The sequence below is a fragment of the Streptomyces sp. NPDC003943 genome (assembly GCF_053605265.1).
Genome location: NZ_JBSGIW010000079.1, coordinates 1 through 17646, shown reverse-complemented (window position 1 = coordinate 17646; position 17646 = coordinate 1). Strand labels below are relative to the sequence as shown.

At 73.1% G+C, this 17646-nt stretch carries 17 protein-coding genes; 12 read left to right on the top strand and 5 right to left on the bottom strand.

Annotated elements, in window-relative coordinates:
* Nucleotides 1-320: 320 nt before the first annotated feature.
* Together ACWEV0_RS27450 and fxsT are read left to right on the top strand one after the other, a co-directional pair.
* Nucleotides 321-497, top strand: coding sequence for a hypothetical protein (locus ACWEV0_RS27450; protein WP_453152198.1), 177 nt, complete (start codon nucleotides 321-323; stop codon nucleotides 495-497).
* Entirely contained in the window at nucleotides 484-4401 is a 3918-nt protein-coding gene (gene fxsT / locus ACWEV0_RS27445) for an FxSxx-COOH system tetratricopeptide repeat protein (protein WP_453152197.1), read from the top strand. Before ACWEV0_RS27450 ends, fxsT begins: the two co-directional genes overlap by 14 nt.
* A gap of 6 nt (nucleotides 4402-4407) precedes the next feature.
* Here the strand turns inward: fxsT and ACWEV0_RS27440 are convergent, their stop codons facing one another.
* A complete protein-coding gene (locus ACWEV0_RS27440) occupies nucleotides 4408-5061 on the bottom strand; it encodes an LppU/SCO3897 family protein (protein WP_453152196.1) in 654 nt (217 codons plus the stop codon).
* A 310-nt stretch (nucleotides 5062-5371) separates the two neighbouring features.
* On the opposite strand from ACWEV0_RS27440, the gene ACWEV0_RS27435 reads away from it, so the two are divergent.
* The gene (locus ACWEV0_RS27435; protein WP_453152195.1) at nucleotides 5372-6202 is read left to right on the top strand and encodes a hypothetical protein; all 831 of its coding nucleotides are present in this window, start codon (nucleotides 5372-5374) and stop codon (nucleotides 6200-6202) included.
* Here ACWEV0_RS27435 and ACWEV0_RS27430 read toward each other — a convergent pair.
* Nucleotides 6195-7154, bottom strand: coding sequence for a 4-hydroxy-tetrahydrodipicolinate synthase family protein (locus tag ACWEV0_RS27430; RefSeq protein ID WP_453152193.1), 960 nt, complete (start codon nucleotides 7152-7154; stop codon nucleotides 6195-6197). The two genes, ACWEV0_RS27435 and ACWEV0_RS27430, sit on opposite strands and share 8 nt — an antisense overlap.
* A 72-nt stretch (nucleotides 7155-7226) precedes the next feature.
* On the opposite strand from ACWEV0_RS27430, the gene ACWEV0_RS27425 reads away from it, so the two are divergent.
* From ACWEV0_RS27425 to ACWEV0_RS27415, 3 genes are read left to right on the top strand one after another with little or no spacing between them, the layout of a single operon-like run.
* A complete protein-coding gene (locus ACWEV0_RS27425; RefSeq protein WP_453152192.1) occupies nucleotides 7227-8141 on the top strand; it encodes a LysR substrate-binding domain-containing protein in 915 nt (304 codons plus the stop codon).
* Nucleotides 8142-8146: 5 nt separating this feature from the next.
* A complete protein-coding gene (locus ACWEV0_RS27420; protein WP_453152191.1) occupies nucleotides 8147-8503 on the top strand; it encodes a hypothetical protein in 357 nt (118 codons plus the stop codon).
* Between the two features lie 2 nt (nucleotides 8504-8505).
* Nucleotides 8506-9348 (top strand): methyltransferase domain-containing protein, encoded by an 843-nt coding sequence (locus ACWEV0_RS27415; protein WP_453152190.1) that lies wholly within the window; start codon nucleotides 8506-8508, stop codon nucleotides 9346-9348.
* On the opposite strand, the gene ACWEV0_RS27410 is transcribed toward ACWEV0_RS27415, so the two are convergent.
* On the bottom strand, nucleotides 9306-10343 hold the full coding sequence (locus tag ACWEV0_RS27410; RefSeq protein WP_453152189.1) for a phosphotransferase: 1038 nt from the start codon (nucleotides 10341-10343) through the stop codon (nucleotides 9306-9308). The two genes, ACWEV0_RS27415 and ACWEV0_RS27410, sit on opposite strands and share 43 nt — an antisense overlap.
* Nucleotides 10344-10625: 282 nt before the next feature.
* On the bottom strand, nucleotides 10626-11027 hold the full coding sequence (locus tag ACWEV0_RS27405; protein ID WP_453152188.1) for a DUF5997 family protein: 402 nt from the start codon (nucleotides 11025-11027) through the stop codon (nucleotides 10626-10628).
* Nucleotides 11028-11201: 174 nt separating this feature from the next.
* On the opposite strand from ACWEV0_RS27405, the gene ACWEV0_RS27400 reads away from it, so the two are divergent.
* The 5 genes from ACWEV0_RS27400 (at nucleotide 11202) to ACWEV0_RS27380 (ending at nucleotide 15467) form a co-directional block, all read left to right on the top strand.
* Nucleotides 11202-11978, top strand: coding sequence for a LysR family substrate-binding domain-containing protein (locus ACWEV0_RS27400; protein WP_453152201.1), 777 nt, complete (start codon nucleotides 11202-11204; stop codon nucleotides 11976-11978).
* A 216-nt stretch (nucleotides 11979-12194) separates the two neighbouring features.
* A complete protein-coding gene (locus ACWEV0_RS27395) occupies nucleotides 12195-12650 on the top strand; it encodes a MarR family winged helix-turn-helix transcriptional regulator (protein ID WP_453152187.1) in 456 nt (151 codons plus the stop codon).
* 17 nt (nucleotides 12651-12667) lie between these two features.
* On the top strand, nucleotides 12668-13390 hold the full coding sequence (locus ACWEV0_RS27390; RefSeq protein WP_453152186.1) for a (Fe-S)-binding protein: 723 nt from the start codon (nucleotides 12668-12670) through the stop codon (nucleotides 13388-13390).
* Nucleotides 13387-14820: a lactate utilization protein B gene (locus ACWEV0_RS27385; protein ID WP_453152184.1), complete on the top strand. Its 1434-nt coding sequence runs from the start codon at nucleotides 13387-13389 to the stop codon at nucleotides 14818-14820. Before ACWEV0_RS27390 ends, ACWEV0_RS27385 begins: the two co-directional genes overlap by 4 nt.
* The gene (locus ACWEV0_RS27380) at nucleotides 14817-15467 is read left to right on the top strand and encodes a LutC/YkgG family protein (RefSeq protein ID WP_453152183.1); all 651 of its coding nucleotides are present in this window, start codon (nucleotides 14817-14819) and stop codon (nucleotides 15465-15467) included. Before ACWEV0_RS27385 ends, ACWEV0_RS27380 begins: the two co-directional genes overlap by 4 nt.
* A gap of 18 nt (nucleotides 15468-15485) precedes the next feature.
* On the opposite strand, the gene ACWEV0_RS27375 is transcribed toward ACWEV0_RS27380, so the two are convergent.
* Nucleotides 15486-16670 (bottom strand): 4-hydroxybenzoate 3-monooxygenase, encoded by a 1185-nt coding sequence (locus tag ACWEV0_RS27375; RefSeq protein ID WP_453152181.1) that lies wholly within the window; start codon nucleotides 16668-16670, stop codon nucleotides 15486-15488.
* Between the two features lie 162 nt (nucleotides 16671-16832).
* On the opposite strand from ACWEV0_RS27375, the gene ACWEV0_RS27370 reads away from it, so the two are divergent.
* Nucleotides 16833-17646, top strand: an 814-nt coding sequence (locus ACWEV0_RS27370) for an IclR family transcriptional regulator (protein WP_453152180.1), incomplete at its 3' end; no start/stop codon positions are given.

Below are 17646 nucleotides of genomic sequence, written 5' to 3'. Positions count from 1 at the left end.
GTTCACCCGGACGCTCACCGTGCAGAATCTCCCTGCGGGACGGCGGCCAGAAGGGGGAATCGTATGCAGATCCGGCTGGTGGTGGCTTCCGACGGGTCCGAGCAGGGCCCGGAGGACGAAGAGCTCACGCAGGCGCTCCACGACTGGCTCACCGAGGACCGGGGGGTGGGTCTCCACGCGGAGATCTCCCGGTCGGGAGGCGAGCCCGGCAGGGGTTCCGGTGCGATGAGCGGGGACCCGTCCGGCTGGATCCAACTGCTCGTGGGATCGGGCTTCTCGGCCGCCGGGCTCTCTACGCGCACATGGCCTTCCGTGCCTCGTTGCCCCGTCGCCGGCAGGACGCGGCCGTGGTCATCGAGCGGGACGGCGCCCGGATCACGGTGACCGACGCCTCGCCGGAGACCGCCGCGCGCATCGTGGAACTCCTGGCTCCCGCGGACGATCAGCAGGGCTCCGACGGCGAGCGCGAGGGCGGAGAAGACGGTGGCGCTTCCTGACCCAGGGGCGAGCCGTGCCGTGCTGATCGGCATCGAGGAGTACCGGCACCTGCCCTCACTGCGCCCCGTCGGCCGAGGGCGCGACCGCCTGGCCGAGCTGCTTCGGGACCCCGCGGTCTGGGGGCTGCACGAGGACAACGTCACGGTCTTCGGCGCTCAGGCGGGGCGGGACGAGATCCTCGCCGCGATCAAGGAGGCGGCCCAGGCCACCACGGACACCCTGCTGCTGTACTTCGCGGGACACGGACTGCGCGACAGAGGCGGACAACAGCTTCATCTGGCCCTGACCGGCGCGGACGACGAGCATCCGCAGATCGGCAGCATCGTCTACGACGACGTCCGCCGGACGCTCCGGGCCGGAAACCGGGCCAGGCGGCGCATCGTGCTGCTCGACTGCTGCTACAGCGGACTGGCCGGCAGCATGGGGCCGCAGGGCATCACCCGGGCGGAGCTCTCCGAACAGACGGTCGAGGGCACGTACCTGCTGACCTCGGCCTCCAGCACCCAGCGGGCCTTCGCCCACGACGAGCAGCCCTACCCCGAGTTCACCGGGGTCCTGATCGACATCCTCGAGAGTGGCCTGCCCGCGGCCGGCCCCGAACTGACGCTCAACACCATATGGCAGGCGTCCCGGTCGGCACTCCTCGAACGCGGCTCCCCGGAACCCCAGCAGTTCGGACAGAACGCGACGGGCGACCTGCCCTGGGTGACGAACGCCGCGTACGGCCGCCCGGACGCGGCGTGGAGCAGGGCGCTCCTCCGACGGGTGGCGGAACTGCGCGAGGCACTGAGGGCGACGGAGCAGCGCGTTGCGGGCGTCGAGCAGCGCTGCGTGGAACTCCAGGAGGAGGTGGCGCTCCTCAGGGAGCGGAAGGAGCAGGCCGAGGCGAGACCCACACCGAGCACGGACGTACGAGAAGGCGGGCAGGCGCCCACGACGAGCCCGGAGGACCTCCGGCACCTCACGGTCGTCTTTCCCGGCTACCACCGCCCCTGGGCGGCGTGGCTCGCCCAGCGGCTGGAGACCCACGGCTGCCGCGTGGCGCTGCAGCGCTGGGATCCGCTGCGGGAGGTGCCCCTGGAGGACTACTTCAAGGACCTGCTGCTCGCTCGCGGCAGGGTCCTTCTCGTCCTCAGCGACCGGATCTTCGGCGTCGGCCCACGTTCGGCGGACGAGTGGAACGAGGTGCTGCGCGGCTTCGTCGCGGCCCACGCCGAGCGGTTCGCCGCGGTCGACATCACCAACCGGACCCTGCTCCCGGCGGCCAGAGTGCTGGAGCCGGCAAGCCTCTGGTCCATCGGCGAGGAGGAGGCGGAGAAGCGGCTGCTGAGCCGGCTCTGCGTCGAGCCTCGCCGCCGATCCGCCCTCGCCGACCTGCCGGGCTCTCGCGTCCGTTACCCGGACACCCCGCCCACGATCTGGGGCGAGGTCCCGCGCAGCAACCCGCGCTTCACCGGCCGGGAGGACCTGCTCACCACGCTCCAGACGCGGCTCATGGACTCCGAACGGGGCAGTGCGACGTGCACCCTGCTCGGCATGTCCGGCATCGGCAAGACCCAGATCGCCGCCGAGTACGCCCACCGCTTCAGCTCCGACTACGACGTCGTGTGGTGGGTGAACTCCGACGACCGCACCGTCCTGCGCGATCGCTTCGGCGAACTCGCCGTCGAGCTCGGCCTCTCCACCGGCAACGAGCCCGGCGAACGCATCCGCGCCGTCCGCGAGGCGCTGCGCCGGGGCGACCCGCACTCCCGCTGGCTCGTCGTCTTCGACGGCTGGGACGACACCGACGACGCCGAGGCCGTCCTGCCCCAGGGCACTGGGCATGTACTGATCACGTCGCGCAACCGTGGCTGGGGCGGGCACACCGATGTCATCGAGGTCCCCGGCTTCGACCGGACCGAGTCCACCGCCTACCTGATGCGGCGCGCCCCGCACATCACCGCGTCCGAGGCCGATGAAGTCGCCGCCGAATTCGGCGACGTGCCGCTGGCGCTCGCCCAGCTCGCCGCCCGGCTCGGCGAATCCGGGATGGAGGTCGCCGCGTACCTGCGGATGGTCCAGGGACGGCGGGTCTCCCTCTTCGGGGGCCCCGCGGCCGTGGCGGGAGTCCCCGACGACTCCTTCGCCAACTGGTCGATCCTCTTGGCGGAGCTCCGGCGCGACCACCCACAAGCCTTCGACGTTCTCAACCTTGCCGCGGCGTTCGGACCTGGGCGGATCCCGCTCGGCATCGTGCGTGAACTCCCCGTGGATCTGCCGAAGGAACAGCGGTGGATGGTCGGCGACGCGCGAGCATGGAACCGGGCCCTGGACACCCTCGTCGATTACTCCTTGTTCACCCGCGAGACCCGCGCCCTTGTCACCTACCCGGACACGGTGCACATGCACCGGCACGTCCACGACATCGTCGCCGAGCTCACCGACGGCGACGGCCGCGACGCCTACCGCCAAGCCGTCCGCAGCGTGCTCCCCTGGGCGGACCCCGGCAACCCCCTGGACAGCCGCGGCTGGCCCTCCTACGCCGACCTCCTGCCCCACCTCGAACCCTCCGGAGCTCTCACCAGTGGCAGCCGGGGCATCCAGAACACCGTGCTCAACTGCCTGCGCTACAGCGTGCACAGCGGCGAGTACCGCACCGGGATCCGCCTCGCCGAGAGGATCCGCGCCGCCTGGACCGAGTTCATGGATCCACTCGCCGAGCCGATGCTCGATCTCACCGTCCAGGAGAGCAGCCTTTTGCGGGCCGAGGGACGCGTCTACGACGCCCAGCGTGTGGACCTCGGGCTGCGCGAGCGGCTCGGCGAGGCCGTCCCCGCCAACGAGCTCGGCAACATGCTCTGCGACGGCGCCCTCGCGAGCGACCTTCGCCACCTCGGCCGGTACCAGGAGGCCGACGACCTTCAGCACCGGACGCTGAGCGAGGCGCACCGGCTGCTCGGCGACACGGACGTCGTCACCCTCGCCGCCCGCAACGACCTCGGACGCGGACTCCGGCTCCTCGGCAGCTACGAAGACGCTTTCGAACACGACACCGCCACGCTCGCGCGCAGCGAGCGCGCGCTCCTCCCGCAGACCGTCACCACCCTCGCCACCGGCCTCGCCGTCGCCCAGGACCTGCGGCTGCTCGGCCGCTACGGGGAGGCCCTGGCCCGCCAGGAGTCCACGCTGCGGATGCACGAGCTGGTGCTGGGCTCCCTGCATCCACAGACCCTCGAAGCCCGCGTCCAGCTGATCCGGTGCCGGCGAAGCGGGGGCGCCCTCCACCCGGACCTCGGCGCCGCCATGGCCGCCGTTCTCGAGGATCTCGAACAGGTTCACGGCCGCGGCCATCACGCGACGCTGAGCTTCCTCAACGACTACGGCAACTTCCTTCGGGAGCACGGCGACGTCGACGAGGCCCGCGAGCTCGTCGACGAGGCCGAGGCCGGCTTCCGGGACCTGTTCGGTTCCGCCCACCCCGTCGCCATCGGCATGCTGATCAGCACCGCGCTCGCGATGCAGGCCGCGGGCGAAGGGGCCGGCGCGCTCGACCTCCTGGAGGCCGCGCTCGTGGGGCTGACCGAATCACTCGGCGCCGATCACCCCTGGGTCCTCGGCTGCGCCCTGAACACCGGAGCGGCCCGCACCCTCAACGGCCTGTTCGACTACGGCGTCGAGCTCGGCCGCGAAACCCTGCTGAGGGCCGGGGAGGCTCTCGGCAACGAGCATCCGTTCACCCTTTCCTGCCAGGTCGCGCTCTCCGCCGGCCTGCGGGACCTACGGAATGCCGAGGAGGCCGGCAAGCTGGAGGACACGGCCCTCCGCACGCTCGCCCGCACCCTCGGCGCCCGACATCCGCAGACCGTCGCGGCTCGCCAACGTCTGCGCCCCTTCTGGGACTTCGAGGCGCACACGGTGTGACGGTGCTCAGACCTTGGCGGCGCAGATCACGTCGTACGGGCGTCCGATCGCGAGCGTGAGTCGCATGGGCTCGGTGGTGCCGGACGGGCACTGCTTCACGTCCTTGGTCAGGTCGAGCACCTTGTAGCCGCTGCCGGCGGCCTGGGCGCAGGGCACCTCCTGGGCCGTGGAGGTCACGCAGTCGCCCTTGACGAGCTGGCCGCCGCCGGCGCCCGCGTCGCCCGGGTGGGTGCCGGAGAGGTTGCGTCCGCAGACGGTCTTGCTGGGGATGCCGCCGCTCTTGTCGCCACCGGAGCCGAAGGAGATCTTGACCTGGATGATGAGGTCGGTGCCGGCCGGGCACTGGATGGCGTCGGGCAGGATGCTGGCGTCCATCACCGCGAGCGCCTTGAAGGTCGCGCCGGAGTCGCCGCAGTCGACCGCGCGGTAGCCGTCGGGGGCGTCGTCCGGGTCGGGGCCGCCGCAGTCGCCGACGTTCCAGGAGCCGTCCTTGTCGCCGGAGGACGACGAGGAGGACGAGGACGAGGACGACTTGTTCTTGTCGTCGAAGAACTTGGAGGCCCCGTAGGCGAGGCCGAGGATGACGGCGATGATCAGCAGCGCCGAGAGGCAGCCGCCGCTCTTCCGGGCGGGGGGCGGGGTCGTGCCGGGCGTGGCCATCGAGTCCTCCTGCTTCGGGCGTGATGCGCCGGGGTTCCGCTCACCCGGCGCACACAGGAGGACGCGCCGTGTACATGCCACGGTTCCGCGTTCGTGACGCGGCTGCCCGGCCGGAGCCGACCAGGCCGTGTCCGTAAAGGGGCGATGGTGCACTCTCCGTTGTACGGCCCCCGACCGGCCACGGAGTTCCATCCCGAGCTCTTCGCCGATACCAGCCGGGCGAGCCTGACTCTGCTGGGGGTGACGGAGGGCCGATTGCGGCAGCGGCAATCCCGCTTCGAGCCGCGGGAGACGCTCTACGATCACGATCATGTCGATCACATCGCCCATACCCGTCCTGCAGGGGAGCAAGGGCACCGTCCTGCGTGCCGAGGGCGCGGTGCTGCTCCTGAGCCGCCCGCACGAGGAACTGCGCATTCCTCTGGTGGCGATCGAACGGATACGCGCCGAGGGTCGGTCGGTCACCATCGAGCTGACCGCCGCGGCCGGGGTGGCGCCGGCCGTCCGCCGGGTCGGCGGTGTGAGCGAGGCAGCAGCCAGGGTCTTCGCCGAGGCCGTGAACCGCGCCCTGCCCGAGCGCGCCGAAGGGGACGTGGTCGTCGACGGCTCCGGCCTCGTCGCCACGCGAGTCCTGACCACGTCCCCGGCGGAGAGGAGGCAGCGCATCCCGAGGTGGGGAGCGCTCGCCGTTGGCCTCCTGATCGTCGCCCTAGCCCTGACCATCGGGATCCGGGAGGGCGGGCTGAGCGGCGTCATCCTGGCGGTCGTCACCCTGTTCAACGGCCTGGTAGCCGCGGGGGCCACCGCAGGCGGCGCCGCGGGGATGTGGGCAGCGTTCAGGGGGTGGCAGCTGACTCGGCACGGCATCACCGTCGAAGCGGCGAACGCCGCTGATACACCTGACCGGCTCGGCAGCTCAAGGACGTACGTCTACACGGACACTGCGGGCGTGAGCCGAACTGTGGACGGCAGGGCCGGCGCCGAGAGCATCCAGGTCGCCTACGACCCGCAGGACCCGGAGAAGGTGGTCGTCCACCGCTCGGGGCGTCGCACAGTCGTGTACGTCGTCCTCTCCCTAGGCTGCTTGTGCTTGGGCCTTGCCCTCGACGGCGTCATGATCATGGTGCTCATCACTACCTGAATGTGCCCACGGACGGGTTCGGTTCAGCTGTCACAGGCGTACTTCGCCCATCCGAGGCGTCGAGCGCGGCCAGTTCCGCCAGGGCCGCCGCCACCGACGCCTCGGACGCCGGGAGGAGCGGGAGGCGGACGTCGGGGGTGGGGATGCGGCCCTGGGCGTGCAGGACGGCCTTGACGACCACCGGGTTGGGCTCGGCGAACAGCCGGGCCGAGAGGCGGGCGAGGCGGTGTCCGAGGGCGCGGGCGCGGGGCGCGTCGCCGTCGCGCCAGGCCGCGGCGAGCCGGACGAAGCGGTCGGTGGCCAGGTGCGCCGAGGCGAGGATGCCGCCGGCGGCGCCGAGGGCGAGCAGCGGGGACGCGAAGGTGTCGTCGCCGGCCAGGACGGCGAAGCCGGGCGGCAGGTCGCCGAGGAGGTCGACGGTGTCCTGGTCGATGCCGCCGACGGCGTGCTTCACGCCGATCACGCCGGGGACGGCCGCGAGGGCGCGGAGGGTGGCGGCGTCGAGCGAGCGGCCGGTGCGGTACGGGATGTGGTAGACGACCAGCGGTACGGGGCTGTCGGCGGCGAGCCGGGTGAAGTGGGCGATCACCCCCTCCTGCGAGGGGCGCACGAAGGCCGGGACGATGACCAGGGCCGCCCGGGCCTCGGGCCACCGGGCGAGTGCGACGAGGTCACGGCCGGCGGAGGCGGTGGCGCCGCTTCCGGCGCCGACGACGAGCTGCGCGTCGCGTTCCCGGCAGACCCGGGCGCAGGTGTCGACGACGGCCCGGCGCTCCTCGGGTTCGAGGGCGCCGGCCTCGCCGGTCGTGCCGAGCGCGACGAGCCCGGCGGCGCCGTCGTCGAGGACGGAGTGCGCGAGCCCCGCCAGGGCGTCGAGGTCGGGGCGGCCGTCGCGGGCGAAGGGCGTGACGAGCGGTACGTGGATCCCGTGCGGGATGAAGTCCTGTGCCATGCCGTCGAGGGTGCGGGCGGCCGACCCCTCAGGTCCAGTTCGCGTTTTTGATGCGAAGCGTAAGCTGAGCTGATGCTCGATGTGCGACGTCTGCGCCTGCTGCGCGAACTGGCCCTGCGCGGCACCATCGCCGCGGTCGCCGACGCCCTGTCGTTCACCCCTTCGGCGGTGTCGCAGCAGCTCGGCACCCTGGAACGGGAGGCCGGGGTGGCGCTCCTGGAACGCTCCGGCCGCGGGGTGCGGCTCACTCCGGCCGGGGAGAACCTCGTACGGCACGCGGAGGCCGTACTCGAACGCCTGGAGCAGGCGGCGGCCGAGCTCGCCGAGGCCCGGCGCGGGCCGGCCGGTCCACTGCGGATCGGCGCCTTCCCGACCGCGACCCGCGCGATCGTGCCGGAGGCCCTCGTCCTGCTCGCCGCCCGCCATCCGGCCCTGGAGCCGATGGTCTCCGAGACCGATCCGGCCGGAGTGGCGCACGCACTGCGGGCGGGCGACCTCGACGTGGCCCTGGTCCACGACTACGACCTGGTGCCGTCGCCCCTGGAGCCGGGACTCGCTGCCGAACCGCTGTGCGAGGAGGGGATGTACCTGGCCTCGCCCGCGCCGGCACCAGAGAACTCCGAGGGCTCCGTCGGCCTGGCGGTGCTCGCGCACTGGCGGGACGCGCCGTGGATCATGGCGGCTCCCGACACGCTGTGCCGGGCGGTGACCGAGCAGGTGTGCCGGACGGCGGGGTTCGTGCCGCGCGTACGGCACCAGGTGGACGAGTTCGCGACGGTGCTCGCCTTCGTGGCGGCCCGTCAGGGTGTGGCTGTCGTCCCGGAGTTGGGAGCGACGGACCCGCCGACCGGAGTGCGCCTGACGGCACTGCCGGTGCGTCGCCGGACCCGGATCGCGTTCCGCAGCGGAGCCGGCGCGCATCCGGCGGTCGCGGCGCTGATCGGGGCGCTGCGGGACTCCGTACCGGAGCGGTTGCGGGCAGGATGATCCCCGTGCGCATACAGAGACGGCCGCAGGACCGGTACAGGTGGATCAAGGGCGGCCTGGAGAGCGTCGCCGACGGAGAGCGACGGGTCTGCGCCGACTGCCGGACGCCCATCCGTTCGTACCAGTACCGCTTCCACCCGCCCGAGTCCGAGCTCTACGAGCGGTGCGTCGGCTTCGCCTGGTGTCCGGAGTGCCGGCTGTACGCCGGGAACATGGTCGACGTCCCGCGCAGGCGGGTGCTCGTGGACGTCCTGGCGGGCCTTCCCGCCGAGCGGCGCGAGGCCCTGCGCGGGAAGGAGCCGGCACTGATCGACTACCTGGACCGACATTTCCGCGACAACGGCGACAACGAGAAGGGGTGACGGTGGCTTCGCAGAGTTTCGACCAGGGCGTCGCAGCATGGCAGGACTGGCAGGAGGCACCGTGGGGACGGCTGCGCTACGCCGTGGCCGAGGCCGATCTGGCGCCTCATCTCGCCGAGTTGAGCAGTGGGCCGCTGCGCGTGCTCGACCTCGGCGGCGGGGACGGCGGCGACGCGGTCCGGCTGGCTGTTCGCGGCCACCACGTGACCGTCGTCGACTACGCGCCGGCCATGCTGGCGACCGCGGCGCGGCGCGCGGCCGAGGCGGGCGTGGCAGACCTGATCACCTGCGTGCAGGCCGAAGTGGGGGCTCTGCCAGCCGAGTTGGCGGACGGCGGGTTCGATGTGGCGCTCTGCCACGGCCTGTTGCCGTACATGCCGGACGAGGCGGCGACGCTCGGCGTGGCGCTCGGGGCGCTGCGCGAGGGCGGGCTCGTGTCGGTCATCGCCATGAACCGCCATTCGGAGGCGCTGCGTTCGGCGGTGCGGACGATGGATCCCGACGCGGTCCTGGAGGCGCTCGACGCGCCGACCGTGCACACCGGGATGTTCGACGCCGAGCTGCGGCTGCACACGGCCGAGGAACTGACCGCGACGCTCCGCACGCTGGGATGTGGCGAGGTGCACCACTACGGGATCCGGGTGTTCTGCGACTACATCCCCGACGACACGGTGAAGTTCGACCCCGGGTACTACGCCCGTCTGGAGCGCCTGGAGATCGCGGCAGCCGGACGGGCCCCGTACCGGCACACCGCCCGGCTGCTGCACCTCGTCGCCCGGCGGGACCGGCGACCGGACGGCGGTCAGAGCAGGTCGGGCTCGGCGAACAGTTCCTCGACCCAGTAGGCGCTCGCCTCGTGGCAGTCCCCGGCCGGTGTGCCGGGGAACAGCCGGCCCCACGAGACCGCCCGGCCGATGGCGGCGAGGCGGACGGCGAGGGTCGCGGCGCGGCGCAGCTCGGGCAGCGGCGCGCCGAGGTCCGTCCAGGGCTCCAGATACGCGTCGCGGACGCCCGCCACCGCCTCGGGCCCGTACCGTTCGCGCACGTCACGCGCCGGGACGAGGAGGCTGGCGAAGGGGTGCGCCACCCCGGCGTCGCCCCAGTCGAAGAAGGTGAAGCGCCCGGGGGCGGGGGCGAGGACCTGGCCGTCGTGCAGGTCGCAGTGGTCGAGCGAGTCGGGGATGCCGAGGGCGTCGAGCTCCGCGCACCAGTCGAGCAGCCGCGGGCGCCGGGCCCGCAGCGACCGCCGGGCGTCCGGGGCCAGGGTCGGGTTCTCCTCGACGAGCCGGTCGAAGATCCCGGGCAGATGGGCGGTCCGGGCGCTGGGCACGCCCAGCTCGGTCATCCGGTCGGCGTACGGGGTCAGGGCGCGCTGCATCCGCGCGTACTGCCCCACCGCCGCCGGCCAGTCGGCCGGCCCGGCCGCCCCGGCGTCGAGGACCTTCCGGAAGAGCGGGCCCCCGTCGGGCAGCAGCGACCAGCCGCGTTCGGCGTCGACCGCGAGCGGCGTCATCACGTGCTCGGGCACCCACTCGGCGAGCGCGCTTCCGAGCGCCGCCTCGAACCCGGCGGCGGGCGCGCTCGCCTTGAACCAGACCGCGTCGCGCGCGTTCGTTCCGGTACGGAAGCGGACGAGGATCGACCAGGGCCTGATCCGCGCCTCGCGCGGTCCGGCCTCGGCCAGACCGTGGCGGGCCAGGCCCCGCTCCGCCCACTCCAGGGCGGCCGCCCGCCAGCCGGTGTCCTCCCAGGGCGTGACCGCGTCGGCGAACCGCCCGCGGTCGAGCGTGATGGGCACGTCTGTCACCGGCACGGCCGGTGTCTCGGTCTCGCGTGACATCCGGCGATTGCAGCACTACGGGCAGAGCCGACGCATCCGAATTACGACGGTACGGGCAGAGTGCACGCGTCTTGATCACAGCGGTACGGGCGAAGCCGACGCAACCGGAACACGGCAGTACGGGCGAAGCCGACGTACCCGGAACACGGCAGTACGGGCGAAGCCGACGCACCCGAGCTACGGCGGTGCGGCTGGAGCCGGCGCGGCCGGATCACGGCTGTGCCGGCGGTCCAGGGCGGCGGCGGGGCGGTCCGGGCCGCCAGGGCCCGGGCCGCCCCGGGCTCAGTCCTGCTGCTGCGCCCGCGCCGCCTTCTCTGCGTGCATCTCCTTGATGCGGACGGTCTCCTTGCGGACCTCCGCCTGGGTGGCGCGCTCCTTCTGGAGCCACTCGGGGTTCTCTGCCTTGAGGGCCTCGATCTGCTCGGTGGTGAGCGCCTCCGTGACGCCGCCGCGGGCGAGGCCGGAGATGGAGATGCCGAGCTTGGCCGCCACGACGGGGCGGGGGTGCGGTCCGGTGCGGCGCAGCTCGCGCAGCCACTCCGGCGGATCGGTCTGGAGGGCGTTGAGCTCGGCACGGGAGACGACACCCTCGCGGAACTCGGCGGGGGTGGCATCGAGGTACACACCCAGCTTCTTCGCCGCGGTGGCGGGCTTCATGGTCTGGGCGGTCTGGTGCTGCGTCATGCGACAAGAATATCGGCCAGGGGCGCCGCCGCCGACCACGGCCGGTAATCTGGCCTGGTGACAGGCTCGGACACCTCCCCCACCCCCGCTCCCTCCGCTTCCGCGGCCGCCCCGGCCCCAGCTGAGGCCCCGGCTGCGGCCCCGGCGCCGGCCCCGGCCGCTCCGTCGTTCCGGCTGGCGTACGTGCCGGGCGTGACGCCGGGCAAGTGGGTGCGGATCTGGCAGGAGCGGCTGCCCGACGTGCCGCTCGAGCTGCTGCAGGTGCAGCCGGGCGAGGCCGCGGCGCTGCTGCGGGAGCGCGGTGCCGACGCCGGTTTCGTACGCCTGCCCGTGGACCGTACGGAGCTCAGCGCCATCCCGCTCTACACGGAGCTGACCGTCGTCGTGTGCCCCAAGGACCACGTGGTGGCGGCGGCGGACGAGGTGACCGTCGAGGACGTCGCCGACGAGATCGTGCTGCATCCGCTGGACGACACGCTGGACTGGGACGGCCCGCCGGGACAGCCCGCGTTCGAGCGCCCGGCGACGACGGCCGACGCGATCGAGCTGGTGGCGGCGGGGATCGGGCTGCTGATCGTGCCGCAGTCGCTCGCGCGGCTCCACCACCGCAAGGACCTCACGTACCGGACGATCACGGGGACTCCGCAGTCGCAGGTGGCACTGTCCTGGCCGGAGGAGGCGACCACCGATCTGGTGGAGGACTTCATCGGGATCGTGCGCGGGCGGACCGTGAACAGTTCGCGCGGCCGGCGCCCCGACGAGAAGACGGCCAAGACCAAGGACACGGGCGCGAAGGACGCGAAGGGCACGAAGGGCGGACGCTCGGCGAAGCCGAAGGCCGCCGGGCAGCGGCAGCAGTCCAAGCAGGGGCAGAAGCCGGGCGGCGGCCGCACCGGCGGCGGCGCGGCCCCCAAGAGCGGTCGCTCCGGGAAGCCGCGCCGCAGGTCGTGACCGGCGGCGGGCCGGCTCGCACCGCCGACCAGCCCCCGTCCACCGGCAGCACCACGCCGCTGAGATCGCCGCCCGCGTTGGGGGCGGGCGGCGGGCGTGGTGGCGGGCATGGAAGCTCCTTGGACGGCGAACGACGGGTGGCACATCGCCGGCGATGTGCAAGGTACACATGATGTGCAACATGCACAATCACTGCCCGCTGCCTATCCTGAGCCGATGGACAAGCCCACGCATCTGATCGAGTTCGAGACCATGCTCCTGGCGCGGTACTCGCTGCTCCACGCGCCGCGCTCACGGGCGGCCGGCGGCAACCTCGACCGGAGCGCGTACCTCCTGCTCACCCGCATCCGGATGGACGGGCCGATGTCCATCAGCCAGCTCAGCGACGCCTTCGGCCTGGACGCCTCCACGCTCAACCGGCAGACGGCGGCCATGCTGCGGGCCGGGGTCGTCGAGCGGATTCCCGACCCGGCCGGCGGCATCGCCCGCAAGTTCCGCATCACCGAGGAGGGCGAGCGGCGCCTGGACGCCGACCGCTCCTACAACGTCGAGGGCCTGGAACGGGTGCTCGCCGACTGGACGCCCCGGGAGGTGGCGGACTTCGCCGCCGTCCTGGAACGCTTCAACCGGGACATCGAACGACTCGACGGGCGGCCCTGGCCGCGCCCCTGACCCGGAGGACCCCGCACATGCGCGTCGCCCTGTTCGTCACCTGCGTCAACGACGCCCTGTATCCGGCGACGGGGGTGGCGACCGTCCGGCTGCTCGAACGCCTCGGCGTCACCGTCGACTTCCCGGCCGCCCAGACCTGCTGCGGGCAGCCGCAGTTCAACACGGGCTACCGCGCCGAGACCGCTCCCCTGGTCCGGCGGACGGTGCGCGCCTTCGAGGGGTACGAGTACGTGGTCACCCCCTCCGGTTCCTGCGCCGCGATGATCCGCCGCCACTACCCGCAGTTCGGCCCCGGCGCCGCCGAACTCGGGCCGCGGACCTACGAACTGACGGAGTTCCTGGTCGACGTCCTCGGTGTGACCGACGTCGGCGCGTACTTCCCGCACCGGGTCACCTACCACCCCTCCTGTCACGGGCTGCGCCTCCTCGGGCTCGGCGACCGGCCGCGCCGGCTGCTCGAAGCCGTCAAGGGCCTGGAGCTGGTCGAACTGCCCGGCGCGGAGGAGTGCTGCGGCTTCGGCGGCACGTTCGCGGTGAAGAACCCGGACGTGTCGGCGGCGATGGGCGCGGACAAGGTCCGCAACGCCGTGTCGACCGGGGCCGAGGTGCTGTGCGGGGCGGACAGCTCGTGCCTGATGCACCTGGGTGGCACGATGAGCCGGATGAAGGTGTTCCCGGAGATGCGGCCGGTGCACCTCGCGGAGATCCTGGCGAGCACGGAAGAGGAGCCCCTGGCATGAGCGGCACTTTTCTCGGCATGCCCGCCTTCCCGAAGGCCGCGCACGACGCGGTGCGCGACGAGACGCTCCGCGCCAACCTGCGGCACGCCACCCACACCATCCGCGACAAGCGGGCCCGTGCGGTCGCCGAGCTCGACGACTGGGCGGAGCTGCGGGAGGCGGGGCGGCGCATCAAGGACCACACGCTCCGTCACCTCGACCGCTATCTCGTCCAGTTGGAGGAGGCGGTGACCGCGGCGGGCGGCACGGTGCACTGGGCGGCGGACGCCGCCGAGGCCAACCGGATCGTCGCCGACCTGGTCAAAGCGACCGGCGGCAGTGACCTTGAGCAGCATGAGGTCGTCAAGGTCAAGTCGATGGCCACCCAGGAGATCGGCCTCAACGAGGCCCTGGCGGCCGAGGGCATCCGCGCCTACGAGACCGATCTCGCCGAACTCATCGTCCAGTTGGGCGACGACCGGCCCTCGCACATCCTCGTCCCGGCGATCCACCGCAACCGGGGCGAGATCCGGGACGTCTTCCGCTCCGAGATGGCCCGTTGGGGCCGCCCGGCCCCCGAGGACCTCACCGACGATCCCGCCGAACTCGCCGAAGCCGCCCGGCTCCATCTCCGCGAGAAGTTCCTGCGCGCCAAGGTCGGCGTCTCCGGCGCCAACTTCATGGTCGCCGAGACCGGCACGCTCGTCGTGGTCGAGTCCGAGGGCAACGGCCGGATGTGCCTCACCCTCCCCGAGACCCTGATCTCGGTCGTGGGCATCGAGAAGGTCGTGCCCACCTGGCGGGACCTGGAGGTCTTCCTGCAGACGCTCCCCCGCTCCTCGACCGCCGAGCGGATGAACCCGTACACCTCGATGTGGACCGGCACCACCGACGGCGACGGGCCCGAGAACTTCCATCTGGTGCTGCTCGACGCCGGCCGCACCGACGTCCTGGCCGACGCGACCGGCCGCCAGGCGCTGCGCTGCATCCGCTGCTCGGCCTGCCTGAACGTCTGCCCGGTGTACGAGCGGGCCGGCGGCCATGCCTACGGCTCCGTCTACCCGGGCCCGATCGGCGCGATCCTCACTCCCCAGCTGCGCGGTACTGCGAGCGAGGTCGACGCCTCGCTGCCGTACGCCTCGTCGCTCTGCGGGGCCTGCTACGAGGTGTGCCCGGTCGCCATCGACATCCCCGAGGTGCTCGTGCACCTGCGCGAGCGGGTCGCGGCGCAGGGCGGCCCCGGGCACCGGCTCGAACGCGCGGCGGTCAAGGCCGCGGGCTGGGTGCTCGACCGGCCGGGCGTGCTCGCCGCCGGGGAGCGCCTCGCCGCCCGGACCCGCGCCCTGCACCCGAGGAACCCGCCGGGCGCCGGGTCCTGGACCGAGAGCCGTGACCTGCCGGAGATGCCGGCGGAGCCGTTCCGCGAGTGGTGGAGGAAGAACCGTTCATGACCTCTTCCAGAGAGCTGGTCCTCGCCCGGATCCGGGCCGCCGTCGCCGGCGCCCCGGAGGCGCCCGAGCCGGAGCGCCGCTATCGGCGGCAGCACGCACCGGACGATCCGGCCGCGCTCGTCGATCTGCTGCACGAGAACCTCGCCGACTACCGCGCCGTCGTCCACCGCACCGGGTCCGACGGACTCGCGGAGCTGATCGGCCGGCTGCTCGCCGCGCACGGTGCGCGCAGTGTCGCCGTACCGCCCGGGCTGCCGTCGGAGTGGCTGTCGGGGCTGGGCGCGGACGTCGAACTCCGGGGCGACGACGGGCCTCTGACGGCCCTTCAGTTGGACGCGACGGACGCGGTGGTGACCGGCTGCGCGGTCGCCGTCGCCGAGACGGGCACGATCGTCCTCGACGGCGGCCAGGCCCAGGGGCGCCGCGCTCTGACCCTCGTACCGGATCTGCACTTGTGTGTCGTGCGGGTGCCGGAGCAGGTGGTGGCGTCGGTGCCGCTCGCGCTGCCCCGGCTGGCGCCGGAGCGGCCGCTGACCTGGATCTCCGGGCCGTCGGCGACGAGCGACATCGAGCTCGACCGGGTGGAGGGGGTGCACGGGCCGCGCCGCCTGGAGGTGGTCCTGCTCTCGGAGTCGCCCGGGGCGTAGCCGCCCGGCGGTCTCCCGTCAGACGTCGAGCGGCAACCCGGTGTAGTTCTCGGCGAGTTCGGCGGCCGCGTGCGGGGAGGTGGCGATGCGGTCCAGCTGGGACTGCTGGAGACGGGTGTCGAAGGGCGACTGGGCCGGGTCGGCGTGCAGGGTGGTGGTCATGGCGTACGAGAAGTGCTCGGCCCGCCAGACCCGGCGCAGGCAGGTGTCGGAGTAGGCGTCGAGGAGCTCGGTGGAGCCGGTCTTGTGCAGGTGGGCGAAGGCTCGGGCGAGGACGATGACGTCGGCGGCGGCCAGGTTGAGGCCCTTGGCGCCGGTCGGGGGCACGATGTGCGCCGCGTCTCCGGCGAGGAGGATCCGGCCGAAGCGCATCGGCTCGGTGACGGAGCTGCGCATCGGCAGCACGGCCTTCTGCGTGACGGTGCCGCGGGTGAGGCGCCAGCCGGGGTCGGCGCTCAGGGCGAGGCGGGCGTCGAGTTCGTCCCAGACGCGCTCGTCGGGCCAGTCGGCCGGGTCGGTGCCGTTGGGGACCTGGAGGTAGAGCCGGCTGACGGACGGCGAGCGCATGCTGGCGAGGGCGAAGCCGCGCTCGGAGTGGGCGTAGATCAGCTCGTCGTAGACGGGCGGGGCGTCGGCGAGGATGCCGAGCCAGGAGTAGGGGTAGGTCCGCTCGAAGGTGCGCTGCGCGGTCTCGGGGACGGCGCGGCGGGTGACGCCGTGGTAGCCGTCGCAGCCGACGACGTAGTCGCAGGTGAGTATCTGTTCGCGGCCCTCGCGGGTGTAGCGGATGCGGGGGCGGTCGGTGTCGGCACCCTCGACGGCGACGGCCTCGGCCTCGAAGAGGAGCGGGCCGCCTTCGGCGAGCTGGAGGGCGACGAGGTCCTTGACCACCTCGGTCTGGGCGTAGACCCAGACGCGCCGGCCGCCGGTCAGGGCGGGGAAGTCGATGCGGGTGGCGCGGCCGTCGTGGCGGAGCTCGATGCCGTCGTGCGGGAGGCCCTCGGCGTCGAGGCGGGTGCCCGCGCCGACGGCGCGCAGGGCGTCGACGGTGGCCTGTTCGAGGATGCCGGCGCGCTGGCGCTGTTCGACGTAGGCGCGGTCGCGGCTCTCCAGGACGACGCTGTCGATGCCGGCGCGGTGCAGCAGGCGGGCCAGGAGCAGGCCGGAGGGGCCGCCGCCGATGATGCCGACGGTGGTGTGCATGAGGTCTCCTCGTCGCGTCGAATCAAGGGTTGTTCGCATAGTGAAGACTTCTTCACTATGCTGGGAGTCTGGTCGCGGCCGGGCCCGCCTGTCAACGGGGTGCCGTGTCCGTGCCGCACGCGTATTCACTACGGTGGAGCGAAGATCCACGACGGAGAGCCGATGCCACCGACACCCCACGACACGACCGCCGGCGCGCCGCCCGAGGCGGTGACGCCCCTGCTGCGCGGCCTCGGCGTGCTGCGCCGGCTCACCGACGCGGGCGGCCGCCTCGCGGTCGGCGAACTCGAACGCGCCACGGGACTCGCCCGCTCCACGGTCGACCGGGTCACCGGCACGCTCGCCCGCATGGGATACGTACGGATCGAGGGCCGCGACATCGTGCTCGCGCCCCGGCTGCTCGAACTCGGCAACGCCTACCTCGCCTCCGTGCGGCTGCCCGACCTGCTGGGCGGGCGCGCCGACGCGCTCGCGGACGAGCTGGACGAGTCGGTGTCGCTCGCGGTCGCCGACGGCGACGGCATCCGCTTCGTCCACCAGGCGACCCGGCGCCGGGCGATGTCGGTGAGCTTCCGCATCGGCGATCTGCTGCCGGTGGAGCGCACCGCGCCGGGCGTGCTGTTCGCCTCGGAGTGGGACGAACCGGAGTGGGAGCGGTGGCGGCAGCGCCGGACGGCCGATCCGGCGGGGCTCGGCTTCCCCGCCCTGCCCCCGGGCCGCTCGGGCGCGGTGGCCGGCGGTGACTTCGCGGCCCGGGTCGCCGAGGCGGGCGAGGCCGGTTTCGCGGTGGACGACCAGCTGGTCGAGCCGGGACTGGTGGCGCTCGCGGTGCCGGTGCGCGGGCCGGACGGACGGATCGCGTGCGTGCTGAGCACCGTGAGCCACACCAGCCGGCACGACGCCGCCTCGCTGCGCACGACGCTGCTGCCGCGGCTGCGCGCCGCGGCCGACGCTCCTCGCCCTGGAGGGCCTGGGC